At 61.3% G+C, this 26,224-nt stretch carries 21 protein-coding genes; 4 read left to right on the forward strand and 17 right to left on the reverse strand.

The features are described 5' to 3' along the window. Positions 1 to 18: 18 nt before the first annotated feature. Entirely contained in the window at positions 19 to 1,428 is a 1,410-nt protein-coding gene (locus tag HMPREF2836_RS07765; RefSeq protein ID WP_070630021.1) for an RNase H family protein, read from the reverse strand. A 159-nt stretch (positions 1,429 to 1,587) separates the two neighbouring features. Here HMPREF2836_RS07765 and HMPREF2836_RS07770 point away from each other — a divergent pair, with 159 nt between their 5' ends. Further along, positions 1,588 to 2,577, forward strand: coding sequence for a 4'-phosphopantetheinyl transferase family protein (locus HMPREF2836_RS07770; RefSeq protein ID WP_070630022.1), 990 nt, complete (start codon positions 1,588 to 1,590; stop codon positions 2,575 to 2,577). Positions 2,578 to 2,697: 120 nt separating this feature from the next. Here the strand turns inward: HMPREF2836_RS07770 and HMPREF2836_RS07775 are convergent, their stop codons facing one another. The 4 genes from HMPREF2836_RS07775 to HMPREF2836_RS07790 form a co-directional block, all read right to left on the reverse strand. Continuing rightward, positions 2,698 to 3,801 carry an isochorismate synthase gene (locus HMPREF2836_RS07775; protein WP_070630023.1) on the reverse strand — a complete coding sequence of 368 codons (1,104 nt, stop codon included), beginning with the start codon at positions 3,799 to 3,801 and terminating at the stop codon, positions 2,698 to 2,700. Between the two features lie 63 nt (positions 3,802 to 3,864). Beyond that, a complete protein-coding gene (locus HMPREF2836_RS07780) occupies positions 3,865 to 4,632 on the reverse strand; it encodes an SDR family oxidoreductase (RefSeq protein WP_070630024.1) in 768 nt (255 codons plus the stop codon). Further along, the gene (locus HMPREF2836_RS07785) at positions 4,629 to 5,330 is read right to left on the reverse strand and encodes an isochorismatase family protein (protein ID WP_070630025.1); all 702 of its coding nucleotides are present in this window, start codon (positions 5,328 to 5,330) and stop codon (positions 4,629 to 4,631) included. The genes HMPREF2836_RS07780 and HMPREF2836_RS07785 overlap by 4 nt, the downstream gene beginning before the upstream one ends. 306 nt (positions 5,331 to 5,636) lie before the next feature. Then, positions 5,637 to 7,046 (reverse strand): FAD-dependent oxidoreductase, encoded by a 1,410-nt coding sequence (locus HMPREF2836_RS07790; protein WP_070599685.1) that lies wholly within the window; start codon positions 7,044 to 7,046, stop codon positions 5,637 to 5,639. Positions 7,047 to 7,293: 247 nt separating this feature from the next. On the opposite strand from HMPREF2836_RS07790, the gene HMPREF2836_RS07795 reads away from it, so the two are divergent. Both HMPREF2836_RS07795 and HMPREF2836_RS07800 read left to right on the forward strand, forming a co-directional pair. Next, positions 7,294 to 7,821 carry a mycothiol transferase gene (locus HMPREF2836_RS07795; RefSeq protein WP_070630026.1) on the forward strand — a complete coding sequence of 176 codons (528 nt, stop codon included), beginning with the start codon at positions 7,294 to 7,296 and terminating at the stop codon, positions 7,819 to 7,821. A 212-nt stretch (positions 7,822 to 8,033) separates the two neighbouring features. Beyond that, complete coding sequence (locus HMPREF2836_RS07800) at positions 8,034 to 9,395, forward strand: MFS transporter (protein WP_246824527.1); 1,362 nt, start codon at positions 8,034 to 8,036, stop codon at positions 9,393 to 9,395. Between the two features lie 204 nt (positions 9,396 to 9,599). Here the strand turns inward: HMPREF2836_RS07800 and rlmC are convergent, their stop codons facing one another. From rlmC to HMPREF2836_RS07820, 4 genes are all read right to left on the reverse strand, one after another. Further along, positions 9,600 to 10,733 carry a 23S rRNA (uracil(747)-C(5))-methyltransferase RlmC gene (gene rlmC, locus HMPREF2836_RS07805; RefSeq protein ID WP_070630027.1) on the reverse strand — a complete coding sequence of 378 codons (1,134 nt, stop codon included), beginning with the start codon at positions 10,731 to 10,733 and terminating at the stop codon, positions 9,600 to 9,602. A 207-nt stretch (positions 10,734 to 10,940) separates the two neighbouring features. Then, positions 10,941 to 12,563, reverse strand: a complete 1,623-nt coding sequence (groL, locus tag HMPREF2836_RS07810; protein WP_005504512.1) for a chaperonin GroEL — start codon at positions 12,561 to 12,563, stop codon at positions 10,941 to 10,943. 411 nt (positions 12,564 to 12,974) lie between these two features. Then, on the reverse strand, positions 12,975 to 13,565 hold the full coding sequence (locus HMPREF2836_RS07815) for a LytR C-terminal domain-containing protein (RefSeq protein ID WP_012902849.1): 591 nt from the start codon (positions 13,563 to 13,565) through the stop codon (positions 12,975 to 12,977). Between the two features lie 261 nt (positions 13,566 to 13,826). Beyond that, the gene (locus tag HMPREF2836_RS07820) at positions 13,827 to 14,114 is read right to left on the reverse strand and encodes a DUF3263 domain-containing protein (protein ID WP_070604174.1); all 288 of its coding nucleotides are present in this window, start codon (positions 14,112 to 14,114) and stop codon (positions 13,827 to 13,829) included. Positions 14,115 to 14,253: 139 nt separating this feature from the next. Here HMPREF2836_RS07820 and HMPREF2836_RS07825 point away from each other — a divergent pair, with 139 nt between their 5' ends. Beyond that, the gene (locus HMPREF2836_RS07825) at positions 14,254 to 14,925 is read left to right on the forward strand and encodes a uracil-DNA glycosylase (protein WP_070593154.1); all 672 of its coding nucleotides are present in this window, start codon (positions 14,254 to 14,256) and stop codon (positions 14,923 to 14,925) included. A 139-nt stretch (positions 14,926 to 15,064) separates the two neighbouring features. Here the strand turns inward: HMPREF2836_RS07825 and HMPREF2836_RS07830 are convergent, their stop codons facing one another. From HMPREF2836_RS07830 to HMPREF2836_RS07865, 8 genes are all read right to left on the reverse strand, one after another. Then, a complete protein-coding gene (locus tag HMPREF2836_RS07830; RefSeq protein ID WP_070630028.1) occupies positions 15,065 to 17,209 on the reverse strand; it encodes a threonine/serine exporter family protein in 2,145 nt (714 codons plus the stop codon). Positions 17,210 to 17,625: 416 nt separating this feature from the next. Next, entirely contained in the window at positions 17,626 to 17,904 is a 279-nt protein-coding gene (locus HMPREF2836_RS07835) for an HPr family phosphocarrier protein (protein ID WP_005504506.1), read from the reverse strand. A 233-nt stretch (positions 17,905 to 18,137) separates the two neighbouring features. After that, complete coding sequence (gene ptsP, locus HMPREF2836_RS07840; RefSeq protein ID WP_070630029.1) at positions 18,138 to 19,832, reverse strand: phosphoenolpyruvate--protein phosphotransferase; 1,695 nt, start codon at positions 19,830 to 19,832, stop codon at positions 18,138 to 18,140. Positions 19,833 to 19,931: 99 nt separating this feature from the next. Next, entirely contained in the window at positions 19,932 to 21,938 is a 2,007-nt protein-coding gene (locus tag HMPREF2836_RS07845; RefSeq protein WP_070630030.1) for a PTS fructose transporter subunit IIABC, read from the reverse strand. Between the two features lie 191 nt (positions 21,939 to 22,129). Beyond that, positions 22,130 to 23,080 carry a 1-phosphofructokinase family hexose kinase gene (locus tag HMPREF2836_RS07850; RefSeq protein ID WP_005508167.1) on the reverse strand — a complete coding sequence of 317 codons (951 nt, stop codon included), beginning with the start codon at positions 23,078 to 23,080 and terminating at the stop codon, positions 22,130 to 22,132. Continuing rightward, the gene (locus tag HMPREF2836_RS07855; protein WP_005504500.1) at positions 23,080 to 23,871 is read right to left on the reverse strand and encodes a DeoR/GlpR family DNA-binding transcription regulator; all 792 of its coding nucleotides are present in this window, start codon (positions 23,869 to 23,871) and stop codon (positions 23,080 to 23,082) included. The genes HMPREF2836_RS07850 and HMPREF2836_RS07855 overlap by 1 nt, the downstream gene beginning before the upstream one ends. A 400-nt stretch (positions 23,872 to 24,271) precedes the next feature. Then, complete coding sequence (locus HMPREF2836_RS07860; protein ID WP_141744454.1) at positions 24,272 to 24,706, reverse strand: VanZ family protein; 435 nt, start codon at positions 24,704 to 24,706, stop codon at positions 24,272 to 24,274. A gap of 34 nt (positions 24,707 to 24,740) precedes the next feature. Then, the gene (locus HMPREF2836_RS07865) at positions 24,741 to 26,030 is read right to left on the reverse strand and encodes a histidine phosphatase family protein (protein ID WP_070507226.1); all 1,290 of its coding nucleotides are present in this window, start codon (positions 26,028 to 26,030) and stop codon (positions 24,741 to 24,743) included. Positions 26,031 to 26,224: the final 194 nt, after the last annotated feature.

Genomic DNA, 26,224 nt, shown 5'->3' on the forward strand with positions numbered 1-26,224 from the left:
AGCCTTAGGAGCTGAGCTTTAGGAAGCAGGGGTCTCCTGACGGAAACGCAGACGCCACAGGCCGCGCTCAGCGTCGTAATGCCAGATGCTCGAACGGCTCACGCGACCACGCGCGGTCGCAACCGCCGCCATGACCAGCACGCTGGAAGAATCCAGTACCTGCACACCCTGCTTGAGCGGGGCACCCTGCTGAGTGAAGGCGCGTTCGCGGTACTGCAGCACCGAGGAGCGGGACACCGACTTGCCGGTAGCGGTCACCCACACCAGACGCTCGTGCAGCATGGACTCCAGCTGCGCCGCCTCCATGACGGAGCCGCGGCTTTCGAGTAGTTGTTCTGCGGCGGCGGCTTCCTCGGGGTTCAGAGCGGGTGCCGCAGGAGCAGACGGTGCGGGCTCAGCGGGCTGGGAAGGAGCAGGCTGAGCGGGAGCATCCTGAACGGGCTCCGCGGCCGGATCTACCGCCTGCTCTTCTGCATGTCCTTCGGTCTCACCCAGCAGTTCCGCCGGGTCAACATCGTTCGGATCCATGCCGGCGAACTCTTCCAGACCGGTCAGGTCATCCTCTTCTTCCGCCTGCGCGGCGTTGGATGCCTGCTGAGCGGTCTCCTGCTGGCGAGCCAGCACCTTTGCGTCACGCTCGGCGGCACGCTCCGCCGCGAGCGCCAGCTGCTCCTTGCGGGTGCGAACCACCTCCGGATCGGGGGCGTTCACCGCGGAGGCGGGGCGCAACAGACCGGACAGGCGCAGGCTCTCCACGCCACGCTGGGCGTTCTCAATCTCGGCTGCGGTGAATTCCTGCACGGGCAGGTGGGCGTCCGCGGAAGACTCGGAAGGCACCGGCTTAGAGAGGGCAACGTCCGAGAGTGCAGGTTCTGCAGCCGGAGCATTCACAATCGGCACTTCAACAGCCGGAGCCTCCACAGGCTCAGCCGCAGTAGCGGGTTCAGCAGCCGCACCGAAGCCGGGGCCGTGCGCGGGTTCACGACCCTCCTGATAGGCGCGCGCAGCACCATTCGCCAGGGAATCCGCCTTCTCATTGAGCGCGTGACCCGCGTGGCCCTTCACCCAAATAAACTCGTAGTCGCGGCCGGTCAGCGCCTGATCCAGCGCCTCCAGAAGGTCGCGGTTGAGCACGGGCTTGCCGTCGGATTTCTTCCAGCCCTTCTTCTTCCAGCCGGGCATCCACTTGGTCAGCGAGTTAATGACGTACTGGCTATCGCAGTACACGCGCAGCTTCGCCTCCGGGCGGGATGCGGTCGCCTCGAACAGGTCCAGGACAGCCTTGAGCTCACCCATATTGTTGGTGCCGTGCGCCCAGCCGCCGCTCGCCCAGTGGTCGTCGTCGATATACCATGCCCAGCCCGCCGGTCCGGGGTTGCCCAGCGCCGAGCCGTCTGCGGCGGCAATGATCTCTTGCGTGCTGTTCACGGTACCTTCTTTCTGCGCCGCCGCTCTATCGTGCGGGCGGCTGTCCGTAATGATGTCTGTGATGACTTTACCGCACCGGCGGCAAGGGTGCGTAGCGCGCGGTCACGGCTGTGGACAACCTATAGGAGCCCACCATAGCCGGGCGGGTACACTAAACCTATGAGCTATTCTGCCACCGAAACACCCAGCGCACAGCACCCGGAGCACCCTACCGCCCGTCCGAGCGAGCGCGTGCAGATTTTCGCTCTTCCCACCCGCACCATGTACGGTTCCCTGCGTTTTAGCTGGTTGAGCTACCTGGGTCTTGCCGAGCAGCAGCATGCGGCGCAGTTGCCGACCTCCACGGCGGCGGTCAGCTACCTGAGCACTCAGGCGCTCATGCGCGCCATGGCGGCGGCTCGTCTGGATGTGCCGTCCAGTGCCGCTTCTGAGATTGAGGTGGATCGTTCCTGCACCCTGTGCACCAGCGGCAAGAAGCACGGTAAGCCGCGTATTGCGGGCGTGAATTTCAATATGTCGCAGGTAAACCCGCTGGTGGTGGGTGCGTTTAGTCGTAATTCTTCGGCGGTGCTCGGCGTGGATGTTGAGACCCTGGATGCGCGCCTGTTCTCTGGTTTTGCGCGCCTAGCGCTCTCCAATGAAGAACGCTCGTTCTATGAGCGGGCGGCGCAGGAACGCCCCGCGCCCGTACTGCACCTGCTCTCGGTGGCACTGTGGACCGCTAAGGAGGCGGTGCTCAAGGCGACCGGCCACGGTCTGAGCGCGGTGCCGTCCCTGGTTCGGGTGCAGCTCACCGATGCACTGCTGGATGCGCTCGAACTTGCCATGAACGAGGAGGTCCCGGGGGACCTTCTGGGCAGCGGCACTCCCGAGCCGACCGCCCTACGTGTACTGACTCAGGACAGCTTGACCGCGCGTGCTACCTTTAGCGCACCCACACCTCAGGGCGGCGGCGAGGCTATCGAGCGAAGCTTTAGCCTGCAGTGGGTACCCGTGGCACTGCCCGACGCGGAGAACCCCGAGCATGCGCAGAAGATGCTCATCGCCCTGGCAGTGGAGAACCCGACCGAGGGTGAGCCCGCGCAGATTGAGGCTCAGCTTCTGCCGGTGGCTACTCCCCTGGAGCTCAAGCGCCTGCTCACCGATTAGTCGCGCTCAATCCCCTAACACCTGATACAACGACGGAACGCGCCCGCCATGCCAGCGAGCGCGTTCCGTCGTTTTATTCAGTCGTTGTATTCTGCCTCGTCAAGGCGTTCAAGACAGAGCCTAAGGGGTATCCTCACCCAGGGTATCCACGCCCAGGGCGCGGCCAAAGCTACCGAGCTTCGTACCGGTCTCCGTGTGCTCCAGCTCCGGGTCGGACTCAGCCACAATACCCGCACCCGCGTACAGCACCGCCTCGTCCGGGCTGACCTGGGCGCAGCGCAGCACCAGCGCCCACTCGCCGTTACCCTCGGCATCCATGTAGCCGACCAGGCCGCCAAAGTAGCGGCGCTCGAAAGACTCCAGCTGGCGAATCAGCTCCAGCGCCTTCTCAGTGGGGGCACCGCAAATCGCGGGGGTCGGGTGAATCGCGCGGGCACCGTCCAGGCAGGTCAGCCCCTCCTTCAGCACGCCGTCGATGGGGGTCGCCAGGTGCCACAGCTGCGGGGTCTGCAGCAGCGAGGGCACCTGCGGCACGTTCAGCTCCTCGGCGATGGGTGCCAGGCGCTCGGCAATATCGTTGATGACGTAGGCGTGCTCGTGGCGGTCCTTCGGCGAGGCGAACAGACGGTCACGAATCGCTTCGTCCTCGGCGCTACCGGGCTCGGCAATGCGCGGGGCGCTACCGGCAAGCGGGTGGGTCTTGAAGGCGCGGCCCTCGGTGCGGAACACCAGCTCCGGGGAGGCACCCATCAGGTAGCTTCCGCTCATGCCGCGCTCGCCCTCGGGCAGGCGCACCGCAAAGTTGAATGCGGAACGCTGCTGGGCGCGCAGGTTGTTGTACAGCGCTTCCAGGTTGAGAGCGCCGGGTGCGTAGCGGGCGGTGAGCACACGCGAAAGCACGATTTTGCTCAGCTCACCCGCCTTCATGCGCTCCACGGCGGTCGCCACGGCGGCACGGAACCGGTCGTTCTGGCGGCCGGTGACCGATACCGGTTCGGCAAGCGCCACGGTCTGCTCGGGGACCGGCACCTGCTGCTCCTCCATGCGTTCAGGCACGAAGAGGTAGGCGGGCATATCAGGGTCAAAAGGAATCAGACCCACGACGGCGCTACCGGCACGTTTCGCCTCGTCCAGGGCATTATCGAAGGTTACAGGGGTCATCGCACCGGATGCGCGCAGGACGCGGGTGCCGGTGGCAAAGATAAAGTCGGGAAGGTTCGTCATCGTACTTCTATCAGTGGTGTGTGGGTTCGCGCCGGGCATCTAAACGCCGGACGCGGGGTGCCGTTAGAGGGTCGCGCCGCCGTCGGCGACAATCTCCTGCATGGTGATGTGGCGTGCCGCCTCAGAAATGAGGAAAGCGTTGACCGCCGCAATATCGGCGGGGTCGGCAATACGGCGCAGCGGAATGCCCAGGCGGAACGTTTGCGGGTTGCCGGCAACCGGCAGGGCGGAGCGGTCCTCACCCTCCCAGGCGTCAGTAACCATGGGGGTTCGGGTGGTGCCGGGGCAGACCGAATTCACGCGAATACCGTGCGCGGCAAGCTGCAGACCGAAGCTGGAACTCACGCGCGCCGCCGACGCCTTCGATGCACCGTAGGCGCCAAACTCCGCGCGGGGCACACGCGCCGCGTTGGAGGCGACCGTCACCAGGGAGCGGCTGTTCGCCGGGTCGCTCTCCTGCTGGTCAATCATGATGCGCGCGAATTCGCGCAGGCACAGGAACACGCCATCGGAGTTGACCGCGTGCAGGCGCTTCCAGGTGGCGAAGCTGGTTTCCAGAAGCGGCTGGCTGTGGGCGATGCCCGCGGCGAGCACTGCGCCGGTGATGGGTTCGTCGAGTGCCGCTACAGCGTTGGCGAGGGCGGTGACGGACTCTTCGCTCGTAACGTCTACGGCGCGGTAGCGGAAGATCGCGTCCCCGTAGGTACCGAAGGAAGCAATGGGCTGCTCCGCAAGGTCAGCCGCAAACACCGAATAACCGTTCTTGATGAGCTGGTGGACGGTTGCCTCACCAATACCGCCGTTCGCGCCGGTCACAATGACCCAGCTCATGCGCGCGCCTCCTCAGCAGTCTCAGCCTTCTCAGCACCTTCTGCAGCATGCAGGTCGGCGAGTACATCGGCGGTGTTCAGCACGCGGGCGCAACGACCCGAAGCGTACTCGCACGCCGTGCGGTGCTCCTCCTCCGAGAAGTCGGCGAGCGCATCCGCAACCATAAACGGCTGAATGTCACGCATGAACGCCTCCAGGGCGGTGGTCAGGCAGCCAATGTGAGCGTACACGCCGCCGATAATGAGCTGGTCGCGACCGGACTCCTTGAGCAGGTCCTCGAAGGGGCTGCGCACGAACGCGGAGTAGCGCCACTTGGTCAGCACGGTGTCGCGGTCGGTGGGTGCCAGTTCGTCGAGCACGCGGGCGGACTCATCGTTCTGCAGGCCGTCGCCCCAGAAGTCGATGAGCAGGCGGCGATCTTCGGGGTTCTGGCGCGGCGGCTGCGCGGTGTAGTAGACCGGGATTCCGGCGGCGTGGGCGGCGTCAATGAGGCGGCGCAGGTTCCGAATGGCGATGTTAATCTGTGCGTCCGGGTTATCGTTACCCTCACCCAGGTTGGCGCCTTCGAAAGCCTGGACGAAGTGTACCTGCATGTCGTGCACGAGCAGTACAGCGCGGGAGGGGTCCACAGGCCAGCTCACGCGATTGCTGTGTTCACGGTCGACGTAGGTGTAGGGCTTAATTTTGGGCAGTGCCATGATTCTCCCGGTTCGTGCCTTTGGTTTTCGGTTGTATGCGCGGCGCAGGCGGTGCGCTGTGGTGGGTGTAGCCGCGAGTGGGTGTCTCCTCCGAGCCCTCTCGCGCTGACCACCCAACCGGTGAGCTTGCGCTTATCTCATAACCATCTTAGGGCATGCTTAGCGACTAGGTATATATGAGCCTTAACAAAAATGCTTCCCTGCCCGCACCCCCGTTGACAGCACAACGGGCGGAATGGGCAGGGAAGCACTCGGACAAGCAGAAACGCTATACGAACCGCGAATTCAGGCGCGATTCTAGTTCAACTAGTTCACGGGCGCCGCGACGGCAAGAACCTCATTCAGGCCCTCAGTGATTGAGGGGTGAGTGTAAATCTCATCGCGTAGCTGCGAAGCAGTAATGCCGTGGCGCATCGCCAGAGCCACCAGGTTAATAACCTCCATGGACTCGATTACCAGCAGCTGGGCACCCAGAATCTGGTCGGTCTGCGCGTCAATCACGAACTTCATGATGCCGCGCGGGTTCTCCTGGGTCTTCGCACGCGGCATCGCGGCAACCGCGGCAACCGGCTTCGAAGCGACCTTCACCTTGTGGCCAGCCTCGATTGCCTCACGCTCGGTCAGGCCCACGGAAGACAGCGGCGGGTTCATGTAAATGGTCGAAGCCACTGCCTTGCGGTCCTTAGTGGAGCGGGAACCGTCACCGACCAGCTGGGAGAGCACCACGCGGTAGTCATCCATGGAGATGTAGGTGAACTGCGGGCCGCCGTTCACGTCACCGAGCGCGAAAATGTTCGGCACGGTGCTACGCAGGTGCTCATCCACGACAATTGCGCCGCGGTCGTTGGTTTCGATGCTGGTGTTCTCCAGACCCAGACCCTCGGTTGCGGGCTTGCGGCCGGTTGCAACCATCACGTAGTCCACCTCCAGCTGCTGGGTAGCGCCCTCGGAGTCGAGGTAGGTCACGGTCACCGAGTCAGCGCCGTCCTTGAAGGACTGCACACGCACGCCGGTGTGAGCGGTAATGTCCTGGTCTGCGATAATCTCGCGGGCAACCTGGGCGACATCCTCGTCGTAGCGGCCGAAGAGGGCGGGTGCGCCGTCCAGAATGGTCACCTCGGTACCGTAGGAGGAGAAAATACCGGCAAACTCAACACCGATGGGGCCGCCACCGATAATGCCCAGGCGCTTGGGGCGCGGGGTGAGCTTCTGCAGCTCGGTGGAGGTGAGCACACGCTCAGATTCGCGGATACCCTCAATCGGAGGGATAACAGAAACGGCACCGGTGTTGACGATGAAGTAGTCGGCGGTAACGCGCAGGGTGTCCTCGCCCGCGGTGACCTCAACCTCGGTGTCGGAGATGAAACGTGCGTGACCGTCAATGAGCTTAGCGGTCTCGTTGGACAGCAGGATCTCGCGGTTCTTGGCGCGCATCATGCCGGTCAGCTTGTCACGGAAAACCACGGCGGATTCGTAGGCGGCGTTTGCCTCTTCTAGGGTGCGCTCGCCGCTGGCGCGGAACTCGTCGGCGCGGTGAACCAGCGCCTTGGTGGGCACGCAACCGATGTTGATGCAGGTGCCGCCGTACATGCCGGTGGACTGTTCGATGAGGGCAACGTTCTTGCCGGTCTTGGCGTATGCGCCGGCGAGGGTCTTGCCGCCCTTGCCGAAGCCGATGACAACCATGTCAAAGTGCAGCTGAGCGGGGGTGGTCATACTATTCTCCTGTGAAATTTAGATGATGATGTCTTCACAGAGTTCAACGGGAAGAAATAAGTATTATTCCCGTGCGCCACATTTTTTCTTGCCACCCCAATTCACGCCCCCACCGCTAGGACATGAGCAAAGCCCCCCTCCCTTCTTCCACAGCCACCCCTCAGAGCCCGCGCAGGCGTAGACTAAAACTACCCGGCTCCCTACAAGAAGCCGGCCTAAAGGAAGCCAGCAAATTCAGGAGGATTCCATGAAAACCCACGATATTCTGCGTGACGCCGCCAGCCGCCCCGGCATCGAGGCCGCCGTAGCCGTCAAAGGGCTATCAGCGGAGGCGCTCAACGCCCACCCGTGCGGGCACCCGAACTCTATCGCCTGGCTCCTCTGGCATGCAGGACGACAAATGGACATGCAGCTTTCTGCTCTGAATGGTCAGCCGCAGGTCTGGGAGACTCAGGGTTTCAGGGAGCGTTTCAACCTGGGCGAGCTCGGCGACACCATGGGCTACGGTCACACCGCCGAGCAGGCACGCTCCATCGTGGTTGAAGATTCTGCCCTGCTGGTGGAGTACCTTGTGGCGACCGGCGAGGCGCTCGCCGACTACGCGCAGACACTGAGCGAGGCTGATTTGAGCGAGATTATTGACCGTTCGTGGACTCCGCCGGTAACTCGCGGTATGCGCCTGGTCAGCCTGATTGACGACGCAACCCAGCACGTGGGTCAGGCGGCGTACGCGGCGGGTATTCTCGCGGCACAGGATTTCGCGGCGCAGGGATAGAATTTCACGCCCGCTAGAGGGGAACGAAAAAGCGGTGGCGCCTCGGACACAACCAGCCCGAGACGCCACCGCCCGGTTGCGGGCAACCCCGATAACACCGCGAGCAGATAATATTTCGGCGAGAAGATAACGGACTGTTATCTGCTCGCGCATCTTGTGTCTTGTTTCGCCTCGGTTACAGCGTTCTTACCCGTGATAGAATCCACAGTATTATGAGACGCACCACAGACCCTTCGCCTGAGCACCCTGAATCACCTGCGTCGCGCATTCCAACAAACACACCAGACGCGACCGCAAAACCCACATCAGCAACGCCGCTGAACGCACGCGGGCAGCTCACGCTCCTGACCGCGCAGGTTTCTGATGCTCTTGCGTCCAGTATCCAAGCTATCGCCATGCCCCTGCTGACCTACGGCGCCACCGGCGACCTCGCCCACTCCGCTATCGTCATGGTCGTCGAGGCAGTCCCCGTCATCCTCTTCGCACCATTCGCAGGCGCTATCGCCGACAAATTCAACCGCAAAACCCTCACCGTCAGCTTCAGGCTCGCCAGCGCCGCCCTACTCATCGCATCCCCAGCCCTCTACGCCGCCGCAGGACTACCCGCCTTCCTCACCATCGCATTCCTCGTCTCAACCTTCGGCACCTTCTCATCCCCCGCAGCCTCCGCCGCCATGCCCTCCCTGCTCGGCGACGACTACCAAAAATACATGGCACGCCGCGGCAGCCTCATCTTCCTCGCCCAAACCCTCGGCCCCACCATCGCAGCCGCCGTCGCATCCTTCACCACCCCAGCCCTCGCCGTCGGATTCGCAGGCACCCTCAACCTGCTCGCTGCCCTCACCGTCGCCACCATACGCAACTACGACCTCACCCACGCCGAACGCACCGCCACCGTGCAGGAACACCACACCGGCAGACTCCTGCGCGAAGGCGCCGCCTACACCGCACACAACCCCATCGTGCGCGGTATGCTCACCTTCTGGTTCCTCTCCATCGCCGCCGTACCCATCACCACCCTGCCCATGCTCGAATACCTCACCCGCGGCCTCGGGCACGACTACACCGCCTTCGGAATCGCAACTTCCGTCTACGCCGCCGGATGCGTGATCAGCTCCTGGCTTTCAGCCAAACTCGGCGTCGGTACAGGCGCCGGGCGGGTGCGTATGACCAAACGCGGGTGGATGTGCATCTCCGGACTCGGCTACGGCGCCGTTTGTCTGAGTATGGGACTACACCCGGCGCTGTGGGCGGTACTCGTGCTCTGGTTCATCTGGGGCATGTTCTACGGACCCGAAGAAGTGCTCGGGCAAGTCCTCTTCGCAGACGCTATCGACGAACACATGCGCGGGCGCGTCTACAGCTTCATGGGTGTGGTTTTCTCCCTAGCGGGTATGGTCGGGTACCTCATCACCGGATGGGCGGTACCAGCGTTCGGCGCGATCAACACCATTGTTACCGGAGGGGCACTCTTCATCATCGCCACCGTATTCACGTTCATTCTCGGCCCGACTGCGCGAGCGATACGGGCGCAGGAATCGCGGAATGAGGCAAAGAGCCGTGCGGGTGCATGACTGTGCTCTGTATATCGCCTCGGGGCATCATCGCCTCACCTCCGCCACGTTGCGGGCAACCCTGATAACACCGCGAGCAGGTGATTTTTGGCCGAGCATGCAGGAAAAATACTACCTGCTCGGCCAAAAATCACCTGCTCGCGCCCTAGTGTTATGTATCTGCTCGCGGACTTGGGATAGGAATGAGCGCTTGACCCGAGAAACCTACCCGCGCTTCAGCAACGTCATAACCTCATAGTGGTCCGTATGCGGGAACATATCCAGCACACGGCCCTGCACCGGCGCATACACGGGCATGCGTTCCAGATCCTTCGCCAAAGTCACCGCATTACAGCTCGAATACACCACACGGTCAATACCCGAACCCTCAATCCACGCGCACAAGCTCTCACCAATACCGCGGCGCGGCGGGTTCACCACCAGCATCTGCGGCACCGTACCCGAAGACACCGCGAACTCCGGCGCATCCTGCGCCGAAAAATCCACGCTCTCAAGCCCGTACTCAGCCACCGTGCGCTGCGCCGAGGCGACCGCCTCCGCACTAATCTCGATGCCGGTCACCGAGCCGCCATCCATCACCGAAGCGGCATGCAGGGCAAAACCGCCCACGCCGCAGTACAGGTCCCACAGCGAGCGCGGAGCCACCTCACGCACCCACTCGCGGCCCTGCGCGTACATCGCCTCAGCAACCTTCGTGTTCGTCTGGAAGAAGCTCTGCGGGCGCAAATGCAGAGTCAGGTCATTCACCTGCATCGGCAGGGTCTGACGCTCCGAGAGAATAATCTCCTCATCACCCTCAACGCGCGCCACCGGCTCACGCAGCAGGTTCACCGACAGCACTGCCAGGTTCGGCAGCCGCTCCTGTAGCCAGCCCATCTGGCGGCGAATCGGCACCAGAAGCTTCTTCGAACGCAGCACGAAACGCACCATCAGCTCACCCGCCGCCGAAGCAGTCACCAGAATATTCTTCAGCTCACCGCGACGGTTCGGAATGTCATAAGGGGTCAGGTCTGCACGCTGAATCAGCTCACGCAGCACCGGAATAGCCGCCTGAATCGGCTCCATATAGAGCGGGCATTCGCCAAGATCGGTGGATGCGCCCGTACGGTAATCCACAATGCCGAGGGTCGGGTTCTTCGCCGAACCGCCCACCACGAGCTTCGCCTTGTTGCGGAAGCCCGCCTCCGCGCTGGTCACCGGGTCCAGCCACTGCAGTTGCGGGTGGGCGGCAAGCAGGGCGCGGGCGTGCTCCTGCTTCGCCTGCACCTGCGCGGTGTAGGCGGTCTCAATGCTGGGGCAGGAGGAGCAGAGGTCATCACGAAAATAGGCGCATTCCATAAGGAGCCATTCTACCGCCTCCACCGCCGGGACAGGACGCACGGGCACACAAAAGCGGGGGCAGCCACCCTTCATGGGTAGCCGCCCCCGCCTCATACGGATGCGTGGACCTGCGCCGGTTTGAGTACCAGCGCCGGGTCACCACCGTGTCACGCTTCGCGTGCCACGGATTCCGTAGAAATTTACCCCATCAGGGATAAATTTCTACTACATCATGCCTGCCATGCCGTCCGCACCGGGAGCAGCCGCACCAGCGGGCTCCGGCTTGTTGGCAACAACAGCCTCAGTGGTCAGGAACAGACCGGCAATAGACGCAGCGTTCTGCAGAGCCGAACGGGTCACCTTCACCGGGTCAGCAATACCAGCAGCCATCAGGTCCTCGTACTCGCCGGTCGCAGCGTTCAGGCCGGTACCAGCAGGCAGGGAACGAACGCGGTCAACCACAACGCCCGGCTCCAGGCCAGCGTTAGCAGCGATCTGCTTCAGCGGTGCGTCAATAGCCACGCGCACAATGTTCGCGCCGGTCGCCTCGTCGCCGGTCAGCTCCAGCTTGTCGAAGACCTTCACGCCAGCCTGAATCAGAGCAACGCCACCACCGGGGACGATACCCTCCTCAACAGCAGCCTTAGCGTTACGCACAGCATCCTCAATGCGGTGCTTGCGTTCCTTCAGCTCAACCTCAGTTGCGGCACCAGCCTTCAGCACAGCAACACCACCGGCGAGCTTAGCCAGGCGCTCCTGCAGCTTCTCACGGTCGTAATCGGAGTCAGAGTTAGCGATCTCTGCGCGGATCTGAGCAACGCGACCCTCAATAGCCGCTGCGTCGCCTGCACCCTCGATGATGGTGGTCTCGTCCTTGGTCACAACGACCTTGCGAGCGGAACCGAGCATGTCCAGGGTTGCTGCGTCCAGGGACAGGCCAACCTCTTCGGTAATGACCTGGCCACCGGTCAGGATAGCAATATCAGCCATCTGAGCCTTACGGCGGTCACCGAAGCCCGGAGCCTTCACAGCAACAGACTTGATGGAGCCGCGCATCTTGTTCAGCACCAGCAGAGCCAGAGCCTCACCCTCAACGTCCTCAGCAACAATCAGCAGCGGCTTGCCGGACTGCATGACCTTCTCCAGGACGGGGACGAGGTCCTTGACGTTCGAAATCTTCTGGTTCACAACCAGGATGTAGGGGTCCTCCAGGACTGCTTCCTGACGCTCCGGGTCGGTCACGAAGTAACCGGACAGGAAGCCCTTGTCGAAGCGCATACCCTCAGTCAGTTCGAGGTGCAGACCGAAAGTGTTGGAGTCCTCAACGGTGATGACGCCTTCCTTGCCAACCTTCTCCATTGCCTCAGCAATGAGCTTGCCGATCTCAGCGTCGCCAGCGGAAATAGATGCGGTTGCGGCAATCTCTTCCTCGGTCTCAACTTCCTTCGCGGAGGAGAGCAGAGCCTCGGTCACAGCCTCAACAGCCTTCTCAATGCCGCGCTTGAGGCTCAGCGGGTCAGCGCCAGCAGCCACGTTGCGCAGGCCCTCGCGAACCAGTGCCTGAGCCAGAACGGTAGCGGTGGTGGTACCGTCACCTGCGATGTCGTCAGTCTTCTTAGCAACTTCCTTGACGAGCTCCGCACCAATCTTCTCGTACGGATCCTCCAGCTCGATTTCCTTCGCGATCGAGACACCGTCGTTGGTGATGGTGGGGGCGCCCCACGCCTTCTCCAGCACAACGTTGCGGCCGCGGGGGCCGAGGGTCACCTTCACTGCATCGGCGAGGGTGTTCAAACCGCGCTCAAGGCCGCGGCGTGCCTCTTCGTCAAAAGCAATGAGCTTTGCCATAAGTGTCCTCCTGGACGATCGGATTTCTTCCTTCACCCTTGCGGGTGCGGTACATCTAAAATCGGGTGGCTGCCCCTCCACAACACCCCGGTTACGGAGGCGCGGGCAGAGTAGGGCATAAAGCACCCGAACGCTACATCAATTGTGGCACCCGCACCGGCATGGAGCAAACGTTTAAGCCCAAGGTTGAAGGGTTAATCGCCCAGTGCTTAATCTGCACTCATTAAGCCCGCCAAAAGGGGCGTTACCGGTGTGCCTACCGGGGGCGCGTGAGGGGTGTTAAAAGCATCAACCCCACCCGGCGCATCAGTGGAATTGCGCGGATGGGGTTGAGCAGAAGTCGTTATGGCAGAAACAGTGGGCACGGGCTTAGATTCGCGGACTTAGATTCACTGGGGCAACCGCCCGAACCTATTCCGCTGCAGTAGCGGAGCCGGTGTAATCCGAGGACAGAATCACGATGACCTCGTGGTTGCCCATCCGCACGTCGGAGGTTGCCTGACGCACCTGAGCAATACCCAGCTTCGAGGCGATACTCTGCGCCTGCGACTGGTAGCCCTCAGCGTAGTAGACCACGCTGGTTGCCGGTGCCACACCCGTGTAGTTTGCCGTCTCGCTGATGGTGTAACCGGTCAGCTGCGCCGCCGCACCGGATGCGCTACCCGCCGGAGCCGCCGCATTGTAGACCGCCACAGAGATGGACTCAGCCAGACCGGTCTTCGTGGCGCTTGCCGACGCAGAAGCCTTAGCCGGCGCAGAGGACGCCGACGCACTTGCGGGGGCGGAGCTGCTCTTCGCGGTGGACGCCGAGTACTGCGGGGAGGCGGTGCGCGGCGCGTACACGTACATTGCGCCGCCGATGAGCAGACCAACTACGCCTGCAGCTACCAGGGGGATAGCGCCCTTGGGGCTCTTTGCCGGGTCAGCATTGACCGCGCGGTAGGTTCCGCGGCGGGCGGTATTTTCGTCTACCTCATCAAATTCGTCGCGGGGGTAGCTCATTTATCCTCATTTCACGGGTCTCTGTTTACCGGCTGGTACCGTACCGTCCTGCCTGGCGCGCGGGCGCGGCTGCGGAAGGTGCGGTCTTGGTGTTCTAGTACCTAGAGTACCGTCTCAACTAGCGAGAACCAACGTGAACGCCCCGCAACCGACTGTGAAAGAGACGGGCACCGCACAGTGTTCAATCTCTAGCTGAACTTTAGGTGCGCGGGGGTGAAAGCAGGAGTTGGAAAGCTCGCACGACTCCCCCAGTTTGAGCCCCTAGTCAGCGTCTCGGCGGGCACGCAGAACGTCGATCATCTGCGGCGCTGCGGCGCGTACCCGCTCATCATCCAGCATCACGTTCAGGCGCTGATAGTAGGCAATCGGGGTGAATCCGGCGGCGATAATCGCCTTCTCTTTGGAGCCCTGGTGCTTGAAGCGGCGGCGCTCCACCTCAAGAATGCGGCGCTCCACCGGGGTCAGGCCATCGGGTTGGTTCTCTACTTCCGGCTGGTTCTGTGCTTCCGGCTGGGCCTCAGCGGTTTCAGCTCGTTCCTGTTCTGACACGTTCCCTCCTGTCTGCAGCTCGTCTGCCGCGGTTGGCGTCGCCTACCGCAAGTATTCGTCATCCCCTAGTCTAGAAGAGAAGTAACCGCAGCGCGCCCGGCACCGTGACCGCCGGAGCCGCATCAGCCCGAGGAGATTCATGAACCAGCCCCTCAGCAGCATTATGAGCGAGGATTGGGCGGTAGCACTCGCCCCCGTCGAAGAGCAGATTCACGCCATGGGCGCTTTTCTGCGTGAGGAGCACGCGGCGGGGTACCGTACTTTCCCGCCTGCTGCCGATATTTTCAATGCGTTCCGCCGCCCGATGAGCGGGGTGAAGGTCCTCATTATTGGTCAGGACCCCTACCCTACTCCGGGCAATGCGATGGGTCTGTCGTTCTCGGTGCACCGCGGTATGCCGTTGCCTCGTTCGCTGAACAATATTTACAAGGAACTTGAGGACGATTTGGGTATCGCCCCGGCTGATCACGGCGACCTGTCCTGTTGGGCTGATGAGGGTGTCATGCTGCTCAACAGGGTTTTGACGGTGCGCGAGTCTGATGCGGGTTCGCACCGCGGCAAGGGTTGGGAGGAGATTACCGAGTGCGCTATCCGTGCACTGGTGGCGCGTAATCAGCCGCTGGTGGGTCTGCTGTGGGGTGCGGATGCACGCAAGTGCGCACCTATGCTGCAGCCGTACCCGAGCGTGGAGTCGGCGCATCCTTCGCCGCTATCTGCTCGTCGTGGTTTCTTTGGTTCGCGCCCGTTTTCGACGGTGAATTCTTTGCTGGTGCAGCAGGGTGCTGAGCCGGTGGATTGGACGGTCCGCTAGGCGCAGCACATGAGCCAGTATGAGAGCTGGCGCATTGGGCGTAGTGAAGGGGCGGTAGCTTGTGAATTGAACTCGCAAGCTACCGCCTCTTTTTCGCCACCAATATATGCAATATCGGCTATATACCCTTGAAAAACGGCTAAGAATCAGCCGGTTCCACATTTCGCGGAGTCGTAAAACGCTGTAGCGCATACTGCATCGTGTAATTACCCAACGCAACACCCGAAGCCATCGCCACCACAATCGAAACCGCCGTAATCATATTCTGCATACCCAGAATCACGTCCGTCTCAACCGTCAACAAATACATGCCGCGGAAGAACGACAGACCCGGCAGCAAGAACGTAATCGCAGGAATCGAGAAAATAGCCTGGGGCACATGCAGACGGTACGCAAAATATGTGCTCAACGCACCAATCACAACCGCCGCACACGCCGTCGGACCGCGACCAGTACTCGGGCCAGCAAGCAGCTCATAACCGTAATACGCCGCCAGACCGCAGCCCGTAATGACCATCAGCCACCCGACCTTCACCAGCTTCGTCTGCAAGGTAATCGCAAAGGTCGCAATCGCCACCAGGAAGAAGAACGACGCCACCAGCGGGGTCGTCGGCTCAAAACGCAGCTGCTCAATATCCAGGGTCGGGCCGTTGAAAATATTGATCGCACTCACCGCGGTCGCAATACCAACCACCAGCCCCAAGAAGCTCATGCCCGTAGACACGAAACGACCCGCAGCCGTCACCGGGAAGCCATTAATCGCGTCCTGCACGGCACCCACCAGACGCGGCGTTGGCAAGAACATAATCATGCCCGCAGCCACCACCAGAGGCGCCGAAATCGCCTCCCCCTGACGCTGCAACACCGAAAGAATGGATCCCTCACCGCCCAGCCAAATCGCCAAGAAGGTCATCAGACCGGCACTAGCAGCCATACGGAAGAACGCCGGAATACCAATCGAACTCAACCACTGAATCAGCAGGTACACGGGAATAAAAATAATCGCCGCGCTCAACGCCGTCGCAAAGCTTGCACCCAGCGCCGCCGTCAGGGTTCCGGCACACGCCAGGTTCGCCAACCACACCACCAGAGGCGGGAACGGCTTGGGTCGGTGCGTAATCTGGTTCAGCTTCAAATCGGCAATTTCCAGGGTCATACCGCCCCGAGTGATCTTATAGATCAGGCCGTACACCTCGGAGAGCGCCTCATAGTTCTCCGTGGAGGAACGCACCACACGCACCAGGGTATGGGTGAAGCGCTCCTCAGCGTTCGCATTGCGCTTGGCGATGCGGGACTCCATGTAAATATCGGGGTCCGAAGTGTAGTTGATGGTCACCGACTGGTTCGTAATGTCGACTTCCACCGAATCCAGCCCGTACGCCGAAGACACCGCAATAATCGCCGAGTCCACATCCATTGCGTCCGCACCGTAGTGGAACATCGCCTCCGCCAGGCGCAGGGTGAAGTTCAGGGTATCGCGTGCGTACTCCTTCTCACGGCGGAACGCCTCACGACGCTCATGCTCGTCAGACCGGATAGTCGGCACGAACTGGCGCTGCGCAATGCGCTGGGCACCGCGCGGGGCGGCGGGTGCCGCCTCCTCAGTGCGCACGAAGGAGCGGAAGCGACGTGAACCCCAGCGACCACCGCTACCGCGCCCAAATAGGCCGCGAGAGCCGCCCTCAACCAGCGGTACGGAGGTGGTGGGCATCGAGACGGGCCCGGTCTTCGGCATTGCGGTAGGATCCGCACCGTAGCGTCGGGCTGCGTGAGAGTTAGGCACCTGCGGAATCATGCCGGTCATGGGCACCGGCTGGGAGGGGCGGGTCAGCGCCTCCTCGGTCACCATATTGCTGGAGGTGACGGGGTTCGGGTCCTCACGGTACGCGTCCAGCTCATGATCAGGCACGAGGGAGGGGTCAATGACGGTGCGCGCCCCATGATCGTGCTCGTGGGGGCACAGTTCCGGGCCACAATCGGGCTCTGCGGTCTCCTGCGGGGTAATGCCCATGTCGGCAGCAGCTTCCTGGAGCACCTCACTCACTGCTTCTGCCTTAACGGTGCCCTCGGAGTTCTTCGCGGAGGCGGCATGCTGAGCCAGCACGCGGCGCAATTTCTCGTCGGTGACCTGGTCTAGTGAAACCAGGGGAAAACCGCGTTTACCGGCGATGTAGCCCGCGGTGGTATTCTGCTCGCTTCCTTCCGTTGCGGCAGTGTTTGCTTCGCCTGCATGCGAAGCTTCCCGCGATGTGGGGGTCGCGGGGGTGTTCCTCGATTCTGCCAATGTCCCTCCCAGATAGACAGTGCCTTTTTAGTCTAACAAGGGCACGATTCTGCGGTAGCACTGAAGAGCAGAAATATCACTTTTCTGCCCGGTGATTTTGTGAGCAAAAAGCGCTCTGCGGCACTTACGGCAGAAGGCTTCATTGATATGAAGAGAAATCCAGGTCATTACTGCACAGAAGATATTTTGGGAGATATTTCTAGAGCTATTTTCGAGGAAAAATAAAGGTTATATATACATTAAGATTTGCAGAGAAATATCCCCCATCTATCCCCACTCACACCTCAATAAAAAATGAATTATTCATAACAAAAAATATCCCGCCACCGAAGTGACGGGATATTCACGCTTTAAGGCTGTAGCCTTCACAGCATCCGAAGCGCACCGCTCGGGGTCACTTCAGAGGCGAAAGTCAATTACTCAGCGTCGTGGTCGGTCTCGAGGATCTTAACCAGCGAGTCCAGAGCCTCTTCAGCACCTTCACCCTCAGCGCGCAGGACAACAACGTCGCCGTGCTTTGCGCCCAGGGACATCAGGGACAGAATCGATGCAGCGTCCATAGCCTCATCTGCGGGCTCGCCCTTAGCTGCGATGGTGACCTCGACGGGGAGGTCGCCAGCTGCCTCAGCGAAGATAGCTGCCGGACGTGCGTGCAGGCCAACACGGCTTGCAATAGTGGCTTCGCGCTCTGCCATTATGTTTCTCCTTTGATCAAGGAACCGAAATATATCAGTACCTATTCTAAATGAACGGGGCGCTTCAGGACCCGCCCTTACTCTATAAATTGTACCGTTCAGCCATACGCTAACAAGTACAAAAAATGCCGGATGCAGAAATAAAACTCTACACCCGGCATTTTCATGGACTCAGGCACCGCCCAGCACACCCCATCAAGAAGCGGCAGGCAGCCCCGAAATCGTTTTAAGGCTTAGAGGCCCAGCTCGTCCAGAATCGGCAGAGCCTTGCGTGCGCTCTCCTTCGCCTCAGCAGAAGAAATCTGCTGCAGAGCGATAGCCGCAATCTGCTGTGCCTTCTCCTTGGTCACGGACTTCAGAACCGCAGCCACAGCGGGGATAGCGCCAGCGTTCATGGACAGGGTGTCAACACCCAGACCAATCAGAACAACAGCCAGAGCCGGGTCAGCCGCAGCCTCACCACAGACGCTCACGTACTTCTTCTTACCCGCGGTGACCGATGCACGCTGAGCACCCTCAACAGTCATCTTGATCATCTTCAGCACTGCAGGCTGCCAGGGGTTGTTCAGGTGCGCCAGGTCGCCCAGCAGACGGTCAGCCGCCATGGTGTACTGGGTCAGGTCGTTGGTGCCGATGGACACGAAGTCGACCTCGCCCAGGATAGCCTCAGCGTTCATCACAGCTGCGGGGGTCTCAACCATCACACCGTGAACGGGCAGGCCGATCTCCTTGAGCATGTTCGCGAAGTTGCGTGCCTCGGAGGTGGTCGAAATCATCGGAGCCATAACCCAGATGTCAGCGTCGGAGTCCTCAGAAGCAGCCTTGATAGCCTCCAGCTGGCGGGTCAGAACGCCCGGAACAGTCCAGTCGGTACGGAAACCGCGAACACCCAGCGCGGGGTTCTCTTCGGGGTTCACGTTCAGGAACGGCAGGGGCTTGTCAGCGCCAGCGTCCAGGGTACGAACCACAATGTGCTTGCCGGGGAATGCGTCAAACACGGACTTGTAGGTCTTAGCCTGAGTCTCGATAGAAGGCTCAGAGTCGTGGCCCAGGAAGCCGAACTCGGTGCGCAGCAGGCCAACACCCTCAGCCTTTAGGCTTGCAGCCTTCTCAGCGGACTTGCCGTCACCAACGTTTGCGTACAGCTCAACGCGGGTGCCGTCAGCCAGCACGCCCTGACCGTCGAAGTCAGCGACGGGCTTACGGTTTGCGTACTTGATTGCTGCCTCACGGTCAGCGTCAGTCGGCTCAGTATCAACGATGCCTTCGTTGGAGTCCACGTATACGACGGTGCCGTCAGCGATCTCGGTCACGCCCTTAGCCGCCACAATAGCGGGCAGGCCCAGGCCGCGAGCCAGAATAGCGGTGTGTGCCTGGGGGCCACCGTCAGAGGTGATCAGAGCGATAACCTTCTCGGGGTCCAGAGTCGCGGTATCAGCCGGTGCCAGGTCAATAGCAGCCAGGATGAACGGCTCATCAGAAACGGGGATGCCGGGAGCCTGCTGGCCGGTCAGCTCAGCAACGATGCGGGCACGCACGTCGTGGATGTCGGTGACGCGCTCAGCCATGTAGCCACCCAGGGCAGCCATCTGGTCAGCGAAGGAGGTTGCAGCCTCCCAAATTGCGCGCTCGGGAGCCATCTCCTGAGTCTCAACCAGCTTGATAGCGCTCTTAATCAGTGCACGGTCGGTAGCCATCTGAGAGGTAGACTTCAGAACAGCCTTGCCGTCACGGCTAGCGTGCTCTGCACGAGCGAGCAGGTCTTCCTTCACGCGGACCGAAGCGTCCTTGATGCGCTGCGCTGCAGCCTCAGCGGTCTCACCGCTCAGACGCAGACCATCCTTGGGTTCCTCGATGGGCTTAGGCATCTGAAGAACGGGGCCAATAACGCGGCCGGCGTATACGCCGACGCCCTTGTAGGTAGTCATAAATTCATGTCCTATCTGTGGTTTGTCTACAGTGTAACGTGTTTTTTCACGCTCACGCTTGCAAACAGACGATCAAATGAAGGTGAGGTTATACGGCCTTTATGCGGATGCCTTAGAGCGGGCACCCAGGGACTTCAGCACCACGTACAGTAGCGCCGAAACAACGGTACCGGCAACAACAGCCGCCAGGAACATCAGCGGGTTCTGTGCCAGACCAATAATCCAAATACCACCGTGCGGAGCCGGGGAAGCCACGTGCGCACCCATGGAGATTGCACCGGCAATAGCGCCACCAACAATGGTCGAAGGAATCACGCGAGCCGGGTCAGCCGAAGCGAAGGGAATAGCACCCTCAGAGATGAAGGATGCACCCAGCAGCCACGCAGCCTTACCGTTCTCACGCTCGTTCTCGTTGAACAGCTTGGGGCGCAGGGTGGTTGCCAGAGCCATAGCCAGCGGCGGAACCATACCGGAAATAATGACGGCAGCCATGATTTCCTGGTTCACGGTCGCACCCGAGGACAGACCAGCGGTTGCGAAGAGGTAAGCAGCCTTGTTGATGGGGCCACCCAGGTCAGAAGCCATCATGGCACCCAGGATCAGACCCAGCAGCAGAGCGGAGCCACCAGACATGGAGGTCAGCCAATCCTGCAGGGTGGTCATAACCCACGCCAGGGGCGCACCGAGCAGCAGGTACATTGCCAGGCCGGCAACCAGAGAAGTTACCAGCGGGGTGATGACCACAGGCATCATCGAGCCAAGCCAGCGGGGCAGCTTCAGGGTGCCCAGAGCGTACGCAATCAGACCGGCGAGAATACCGCCAACAATGCCGCCAAGGAAGCCCGCGTTCACCGCAAGAGCCACCGAACCGGCGATGAAGCCCGGAGCAATACCGGGACGCTGAGCCAAACCGTACGCAATGTACGCGGCAAGAGCCGGAACCATCAGGCTCAGACCGAAACCGCCGATGGTCTGCAGAACAGCACCCAGGTACAGGGTCCAGTGCACGTCACCGAGGTTGAACAGGGTTGCCGAGTCGAGAATCGCCTTGGTGTTCACATCGCCAAGGTTCGGCACCGTAATTGCCTCGAAAACGAAGCCCAGGGCGACCAGAATACCGCCGGCAGCAACGAACGGAATCATGTAGGAGATACCGGTCATCACGGCCTTGTAGATGCGCGAGCCCCATGCACCTTCGGTAGCGCCTGCGCTGTCCTCACCGCTGGATGCGGCAGCGGCAACGCGTGCACCGTTGGGGTTCTCAGCCTCAGCTAGAGCCTCCGCAATCATTTCCTTAGGCTCGTCAATACCGCGCTTGACGGGAGACTCAACGAAGGGCTTACCCGCGAAGCGGTTACGCTCACGCACGTTCACGGACACCGCGAAAATCACGGCGTCTGCGGCGTCAATATCAGCCTGAGTCAGCTTCTCATTACCCGAGGAGCCCTGAGTTTCAACCTTCAGGTCGTAGCCGAGCTCTTCAGCAGCGTACTTGAGGGCGTCCGCAGCCATGTAGGTGTGAGCGATACCGGTGGGGCACGCGGTCACAGCAACAATCTTCTTCACCGGAGCCGAAGCGGCGGGGGTTTCCTGAGCGGAGGTGGCAGCTACGGCAGGTGCAGCCTCGGCGGGCTTAGCCTCTGCCTTCTTCTCGCCCACGCCGAGCGCACCGTTGACCAGCTCAACAATCTCTTCAGCCGAGGAGGCTTCGCGCAGGGACGCGGTGAAGCTCTTCTTCATCAGGGAGCGTGCCAGGGTGGAGAGCAGCTTCAGGTGGGCCTGGTCAGCGCCATCGGGTGCAGCAATGAAGAAAATCAGGTCGGCGGGGCCGTCCTTTGCACCGAAGGAAACTGCCGGGTTGGGGCGTGCCATTGCCAGGGTCGGCTCGGTGACGGCGGCGCTACGGCAGTGCGGAATCGCAATACCGCCGGGGATACCGGTGTCGGTCTTGGATTCGCGTGCCTCGGCAGCCGCGTAGAGCTGCTCGAAGTCGGTAGCGCGTCCGGCATTTACGACTGCCTGGGCGAGCTTGGCAATTACGTCGAATCGGGTCTCGCCGAGGTTCTCGTCCAGCAGGACGAGATCTGCGGTGATCAGATCAGACATATTCCCTCCTCGGGTATGTGTTGGGGCGGGGATTCACTCAGCGGTGCTGGACTTCTCCCCTATATGAGTTCAAAGTGTGCGCAGTGTGTGTTGCGTGTGCAGCGTGCGTATATGTGTGTACATATGCGCACAGCACCCCAGCTTATATTCCCTTCTGAGAATAAAAGCTGGAGGTGCGAAAACAGCCCGAATTAGAGCTGCAGCTGACGAACAGTGACCTTCTCAGGAGTGGTCTGCTCCAGCGAAGGCATGCGAGTACCGGGCAGAGCAGCAGCAGCCGAACCGTGAGCTACCGCCTGAACCAGGCAACCGGGGGCATCCTCACCACGGGTGTGAGCAATCAAGAAACCAGACAGCGACGAGTCACCGGCACCCACAGTGCTACGAACCTGAATCGGCTCATGCACAGCATGCCAGATACCCTGCTCAGTGACCAGCACTGCACCGCCGCCGCCGAGGGTGGCAAGCACGTACTCGATGCCGTCGCCGAGCAGCTTCTGGGCGGTGCGGGCGGTCAGCTCGGGGCTAGCCTCCAGCTCCTCCCAGTTATCGCTACCGGTCAGCTGAGCCAGCTCCTCCGAGTTGGGCTTAATCAGGGTGGGCTTGTGCTCACCGGCGACGGTCGCAATCAGCGGCGCCTCAGAGGTATCAATAGCAATCTTGCCCTCGTAGCCGGAGGCGCGCAGTGCCGCAACCAGCTCGGAGTAGTAGGTCGGTTCCAGACCCGGAGGCAGCGAACCAGCCAGAACCACCCAGTCGGCACCCTTGGAACGCTCAACCACCAGCTCGTCCAGCTTCTGACGCAGTTCAGCATCAAAAACGGTACCGGGGGCGTTCAGCTTGGTGGTGGTGCCATCCGGGTCAACCACGGTGATGTTCGAGCGAATCGGCTCACCGGTGGGCAGGTTAGCGAACTCAACGTCCACAGCCTGCAGTGCGGTCAGCACCGGGTCGGTGGCTTCACCGGGCACAATGGCGAGGGTCGGCACGCCGGAAACCTGCAGGGCACGCGAAATATTCACGCCCTTGCCACCGGGATCCTGTACGGCGCCGACAGCACGCTGCACGGCACCGTGAGCCAAAGGCGCACCCAGTTCAATGGTGCGGTCCAGGCTGGGGTTTGCGGTCAGAGTAATAATCATTAGGCAATCACAATCTCAACGTTTGCGGCCTCGAGTGCCTGACGGAGGGCACCTTCGGGCTCGCGATCGGTAATGAGGGTGTCAATATCCTCAAATCCAGCGAAGCGGACCAGGGATTCCTGACCGAACTTCGCGGAGTCACAGAGCAAGACCACGCGGCGGGCCGCCTTGCAAATTGCGGTCTTGACGATGGCTTCGTTCATGCCGGGGGTGGAGATGCCGAAGTGGGCTTCAATACCGTTGGCACCAATGAAAGCAATATCGGGGCGCATGGTGCCGAAGTGCTCTGCGGCGCGTGCACCAACAGCAGCCCAGGTCATCTTGCGCAGCTGGCCGCCAACCAGTTCAAGGGTCACGCCTTCGGCTTCGGCGAGCTTGACTGCAATGTGCAGTGCATGGGTGATGACGATGCGGTCATTGCCGGTCTTGAGGCTGAAGTTCTCAGCGCCGATGTGGTCGGCGAGAATTTCGATGGTGGAGCCTGCGTCCAGGACGATGGAGCCCGCCTCGGAGTCGCGCAGCATCTGGTATGCCTTGGTGGCGATGCGGCGCTTTTCGGGGGTGTTCATGCCCTGTCGGGAGGAGATGGAGGACTCCAGGGAGGTGGACTGCTCAATGGTGACAGCACCACCGTGGACACGGCGGAGCTTACCTGCCTCTTCCAGTGCGGCGAGGTCACGACGCACGGTCTCCATGGTCACATCGTAACGGCGCGCAAGGTCAGCGCCGTTGACACGACGTGCGGAGGCAACAAGCTTTGCAATTTCGGCACGGCGTTCTTCTGCGAACATAAATCTGGTGTTCCTTTGGGCTAGTGGGAGGAAATCTGTGCGTTCTTTTCTGTGCTCTGCTCGGCTTTTATAACCGTGAGAGACATGGTTTCAGTGAGCCAGCAGAACACTTGAGGGTAATACTTGATTTTATGTGGGTTTTTGTGGGTAAGTCAATATAAAACGCTGTATTTACCGGAATATTACCCGAATGTTCCCTACAGAAACCACACTATATCGGAGGTCACTGCCTGTTTATGTCTGTTTGACCTAATGAACTGTTGGGTTTTCCCGCTCCCCCCTCATCCGCACAGTATCCAACACCTACACGGCGCCCTCACAGGGTAAAAAGTGGAGGCGCCAGCTCCGAAAATCCTCAGCGAGAATCCTCGAAACCAGCGCCTCCACCGGGCACAAAACTTTATTTACCTTGACGCTCACGACGTTCACGACGCCAACGATGCACGCCCAAAGCACCCGCCGCACCCAGCAGGGCACCCGAACCGTTCATCAGCACATCCACCGGGTCACCGGTGCGATCAGGCATGAAACTCTGAATCGTCTCAATGCAGGCGCTGACCAAAAATCCCGAGTACAGCACGTGCGGGCGAGCCTTCGGCTTGAGCAGCAGGGCGAAAAGAAAACCGCCCGGAATGAACATGATGACGTTCGAAAGCTGCTCAATGCTCGAATAGGTGATGAACGCAGGCAGCCAGCCCTCGGCATGGCCGGTATCCAGCAGCTGCGCCAGGCGGCCGCCCATCTCGTTATCGTCCACGTGTACGGGGGCGAACACGATACTCGCCACCACCGCGCAGTACAGCGCCGTAACCGGCCAGAGAATCAGCCGCCACACGCGAGCGCTAGAGCGACCGCTACCGGGTTGTCCTTTACCAAACAAGGCGGCCCACCTCGTCGAACTGCTTGGTCGAATCCCACGCGAACAGGCCCGGTACGTCAATCGTGAGCGGTTCGGCGTTCGGCACGGTCACGGTCCACTCTTCACCGGCTGCGGCGGAGAGGGCGCGGCGGATAAAGCTGCCGTGGCTGACGGCAATAATCTTCTGGTCGCCCGAGGCTTCAGAGAGTTCACGCACGATATTGCGCAGGGTGCGCACCGCACGAATGTACACGTCACGTTCGGATTCCACGTTCGGGTAGTAGCGTTCCGGGGCGCGGCGTTCGGGGGCGGGAATGTCCAGGCCCTCGCCGGCACCGTAGGCGCGTTCCACCAGTTCGGGGTAGGTCTTGTGCACCTGCAGGTCGAAGTACTCACCGACCAGCTGCGCCGTCTTGTAGGCGCGGGACAGCGGCGAGGACACCAGCACAGTGAACTCCAGACCCATGTCGGCGAGCTTCTTGCCGGTGGTGCGTGCCTGCTCGCGGCCGGTGTCATTGAGCGGAATGTCGGTGATGCCCTGCATCAGGTTCGCCTTGTTCCAGTCGGTCTGGCCGTGACGGATCAGGGTGAGGGTCGTGTTCTCGGCACCCGCCGGTACTTCCTCGGGGCCCAGCTCGGGTTCCAGATGCTGCACGACCAGGCGGTCGATCGCGTCGTCCAGGTACTGCAGGGGCACCTCGGTCAGGGAGGCGTTCACCGGGATCGGGTAGATACCGTCCTCGTTGAGCAGTTCGGGGTGGCGCTCAGCGATCAGGGCGGTCATGGTCATGGCAATCAGCATGCCGTGCGCGGCGACCACAACGGTCTGACCCTCGTATTCGCGGCGGACACGGTTCAGCGCCGCGAGGGAGCGGGCGAGGAAGTCCTTCTTCGGCTCCACATTGAAAGCATTGTTGGACTGGCGGGAGGCGAGAATCAGCTCGCGGGTAGCAATCTGGCCTTCCAGGTCACCAAAGGAACGTTCCTGGAAGCCGTCAATGGCACCGCGGTAGGGTACGCCCAGGCCTTCGGCTACGATTTCGGCGCTTTCTACGGCGCGGGAAAGGGGCGAGGAGACGATAGCGTCCACCCTGGTGCCCTCAGCTGCTGCCTGTTGCAGGGCGCCGATAGCGGTGCGGACCTGCTCTCTGCCGGTGTCGTTGAGGGGGATGTCGGTGCCGCCCTGGAAGCGGTGGTCGATGTTCCAGTCGGTCTGGCCGTGGCGCAGGAAGATGATGCGGGTTCCTGCCTCGGGGTCGGCTACCGGAGTGATGATAGGGGTGTTCTGTGCGTCGGTCATCCTTCTAGTATGGCATTGCCCCCGCGCAGTTCAAGGGGGCAAGAGGCGTATTCTCTCATGAAGCGCACTCATACCGCGGTATGAGCTGCGGGGCGGTTGAGTACCCGGTCGGGCAAATTTTTTCAGGGTTTTCCCATATTTTTCAGCCCCCAGACGGAGGGGTGAGCCGCCGAGAAGCTGAGATGATAGAAGTG

Origin of the sequence: Rothia sp. HMSC065C12, from assembly GCF_001812085.1 — a bacterium.
GTDB classification, from domain to species: Bacteria; Actinomycetota; Actinomycetes; order Actinomycetales; family Micrococcaceae; genus Rothia; species Rothia mucilaginosa.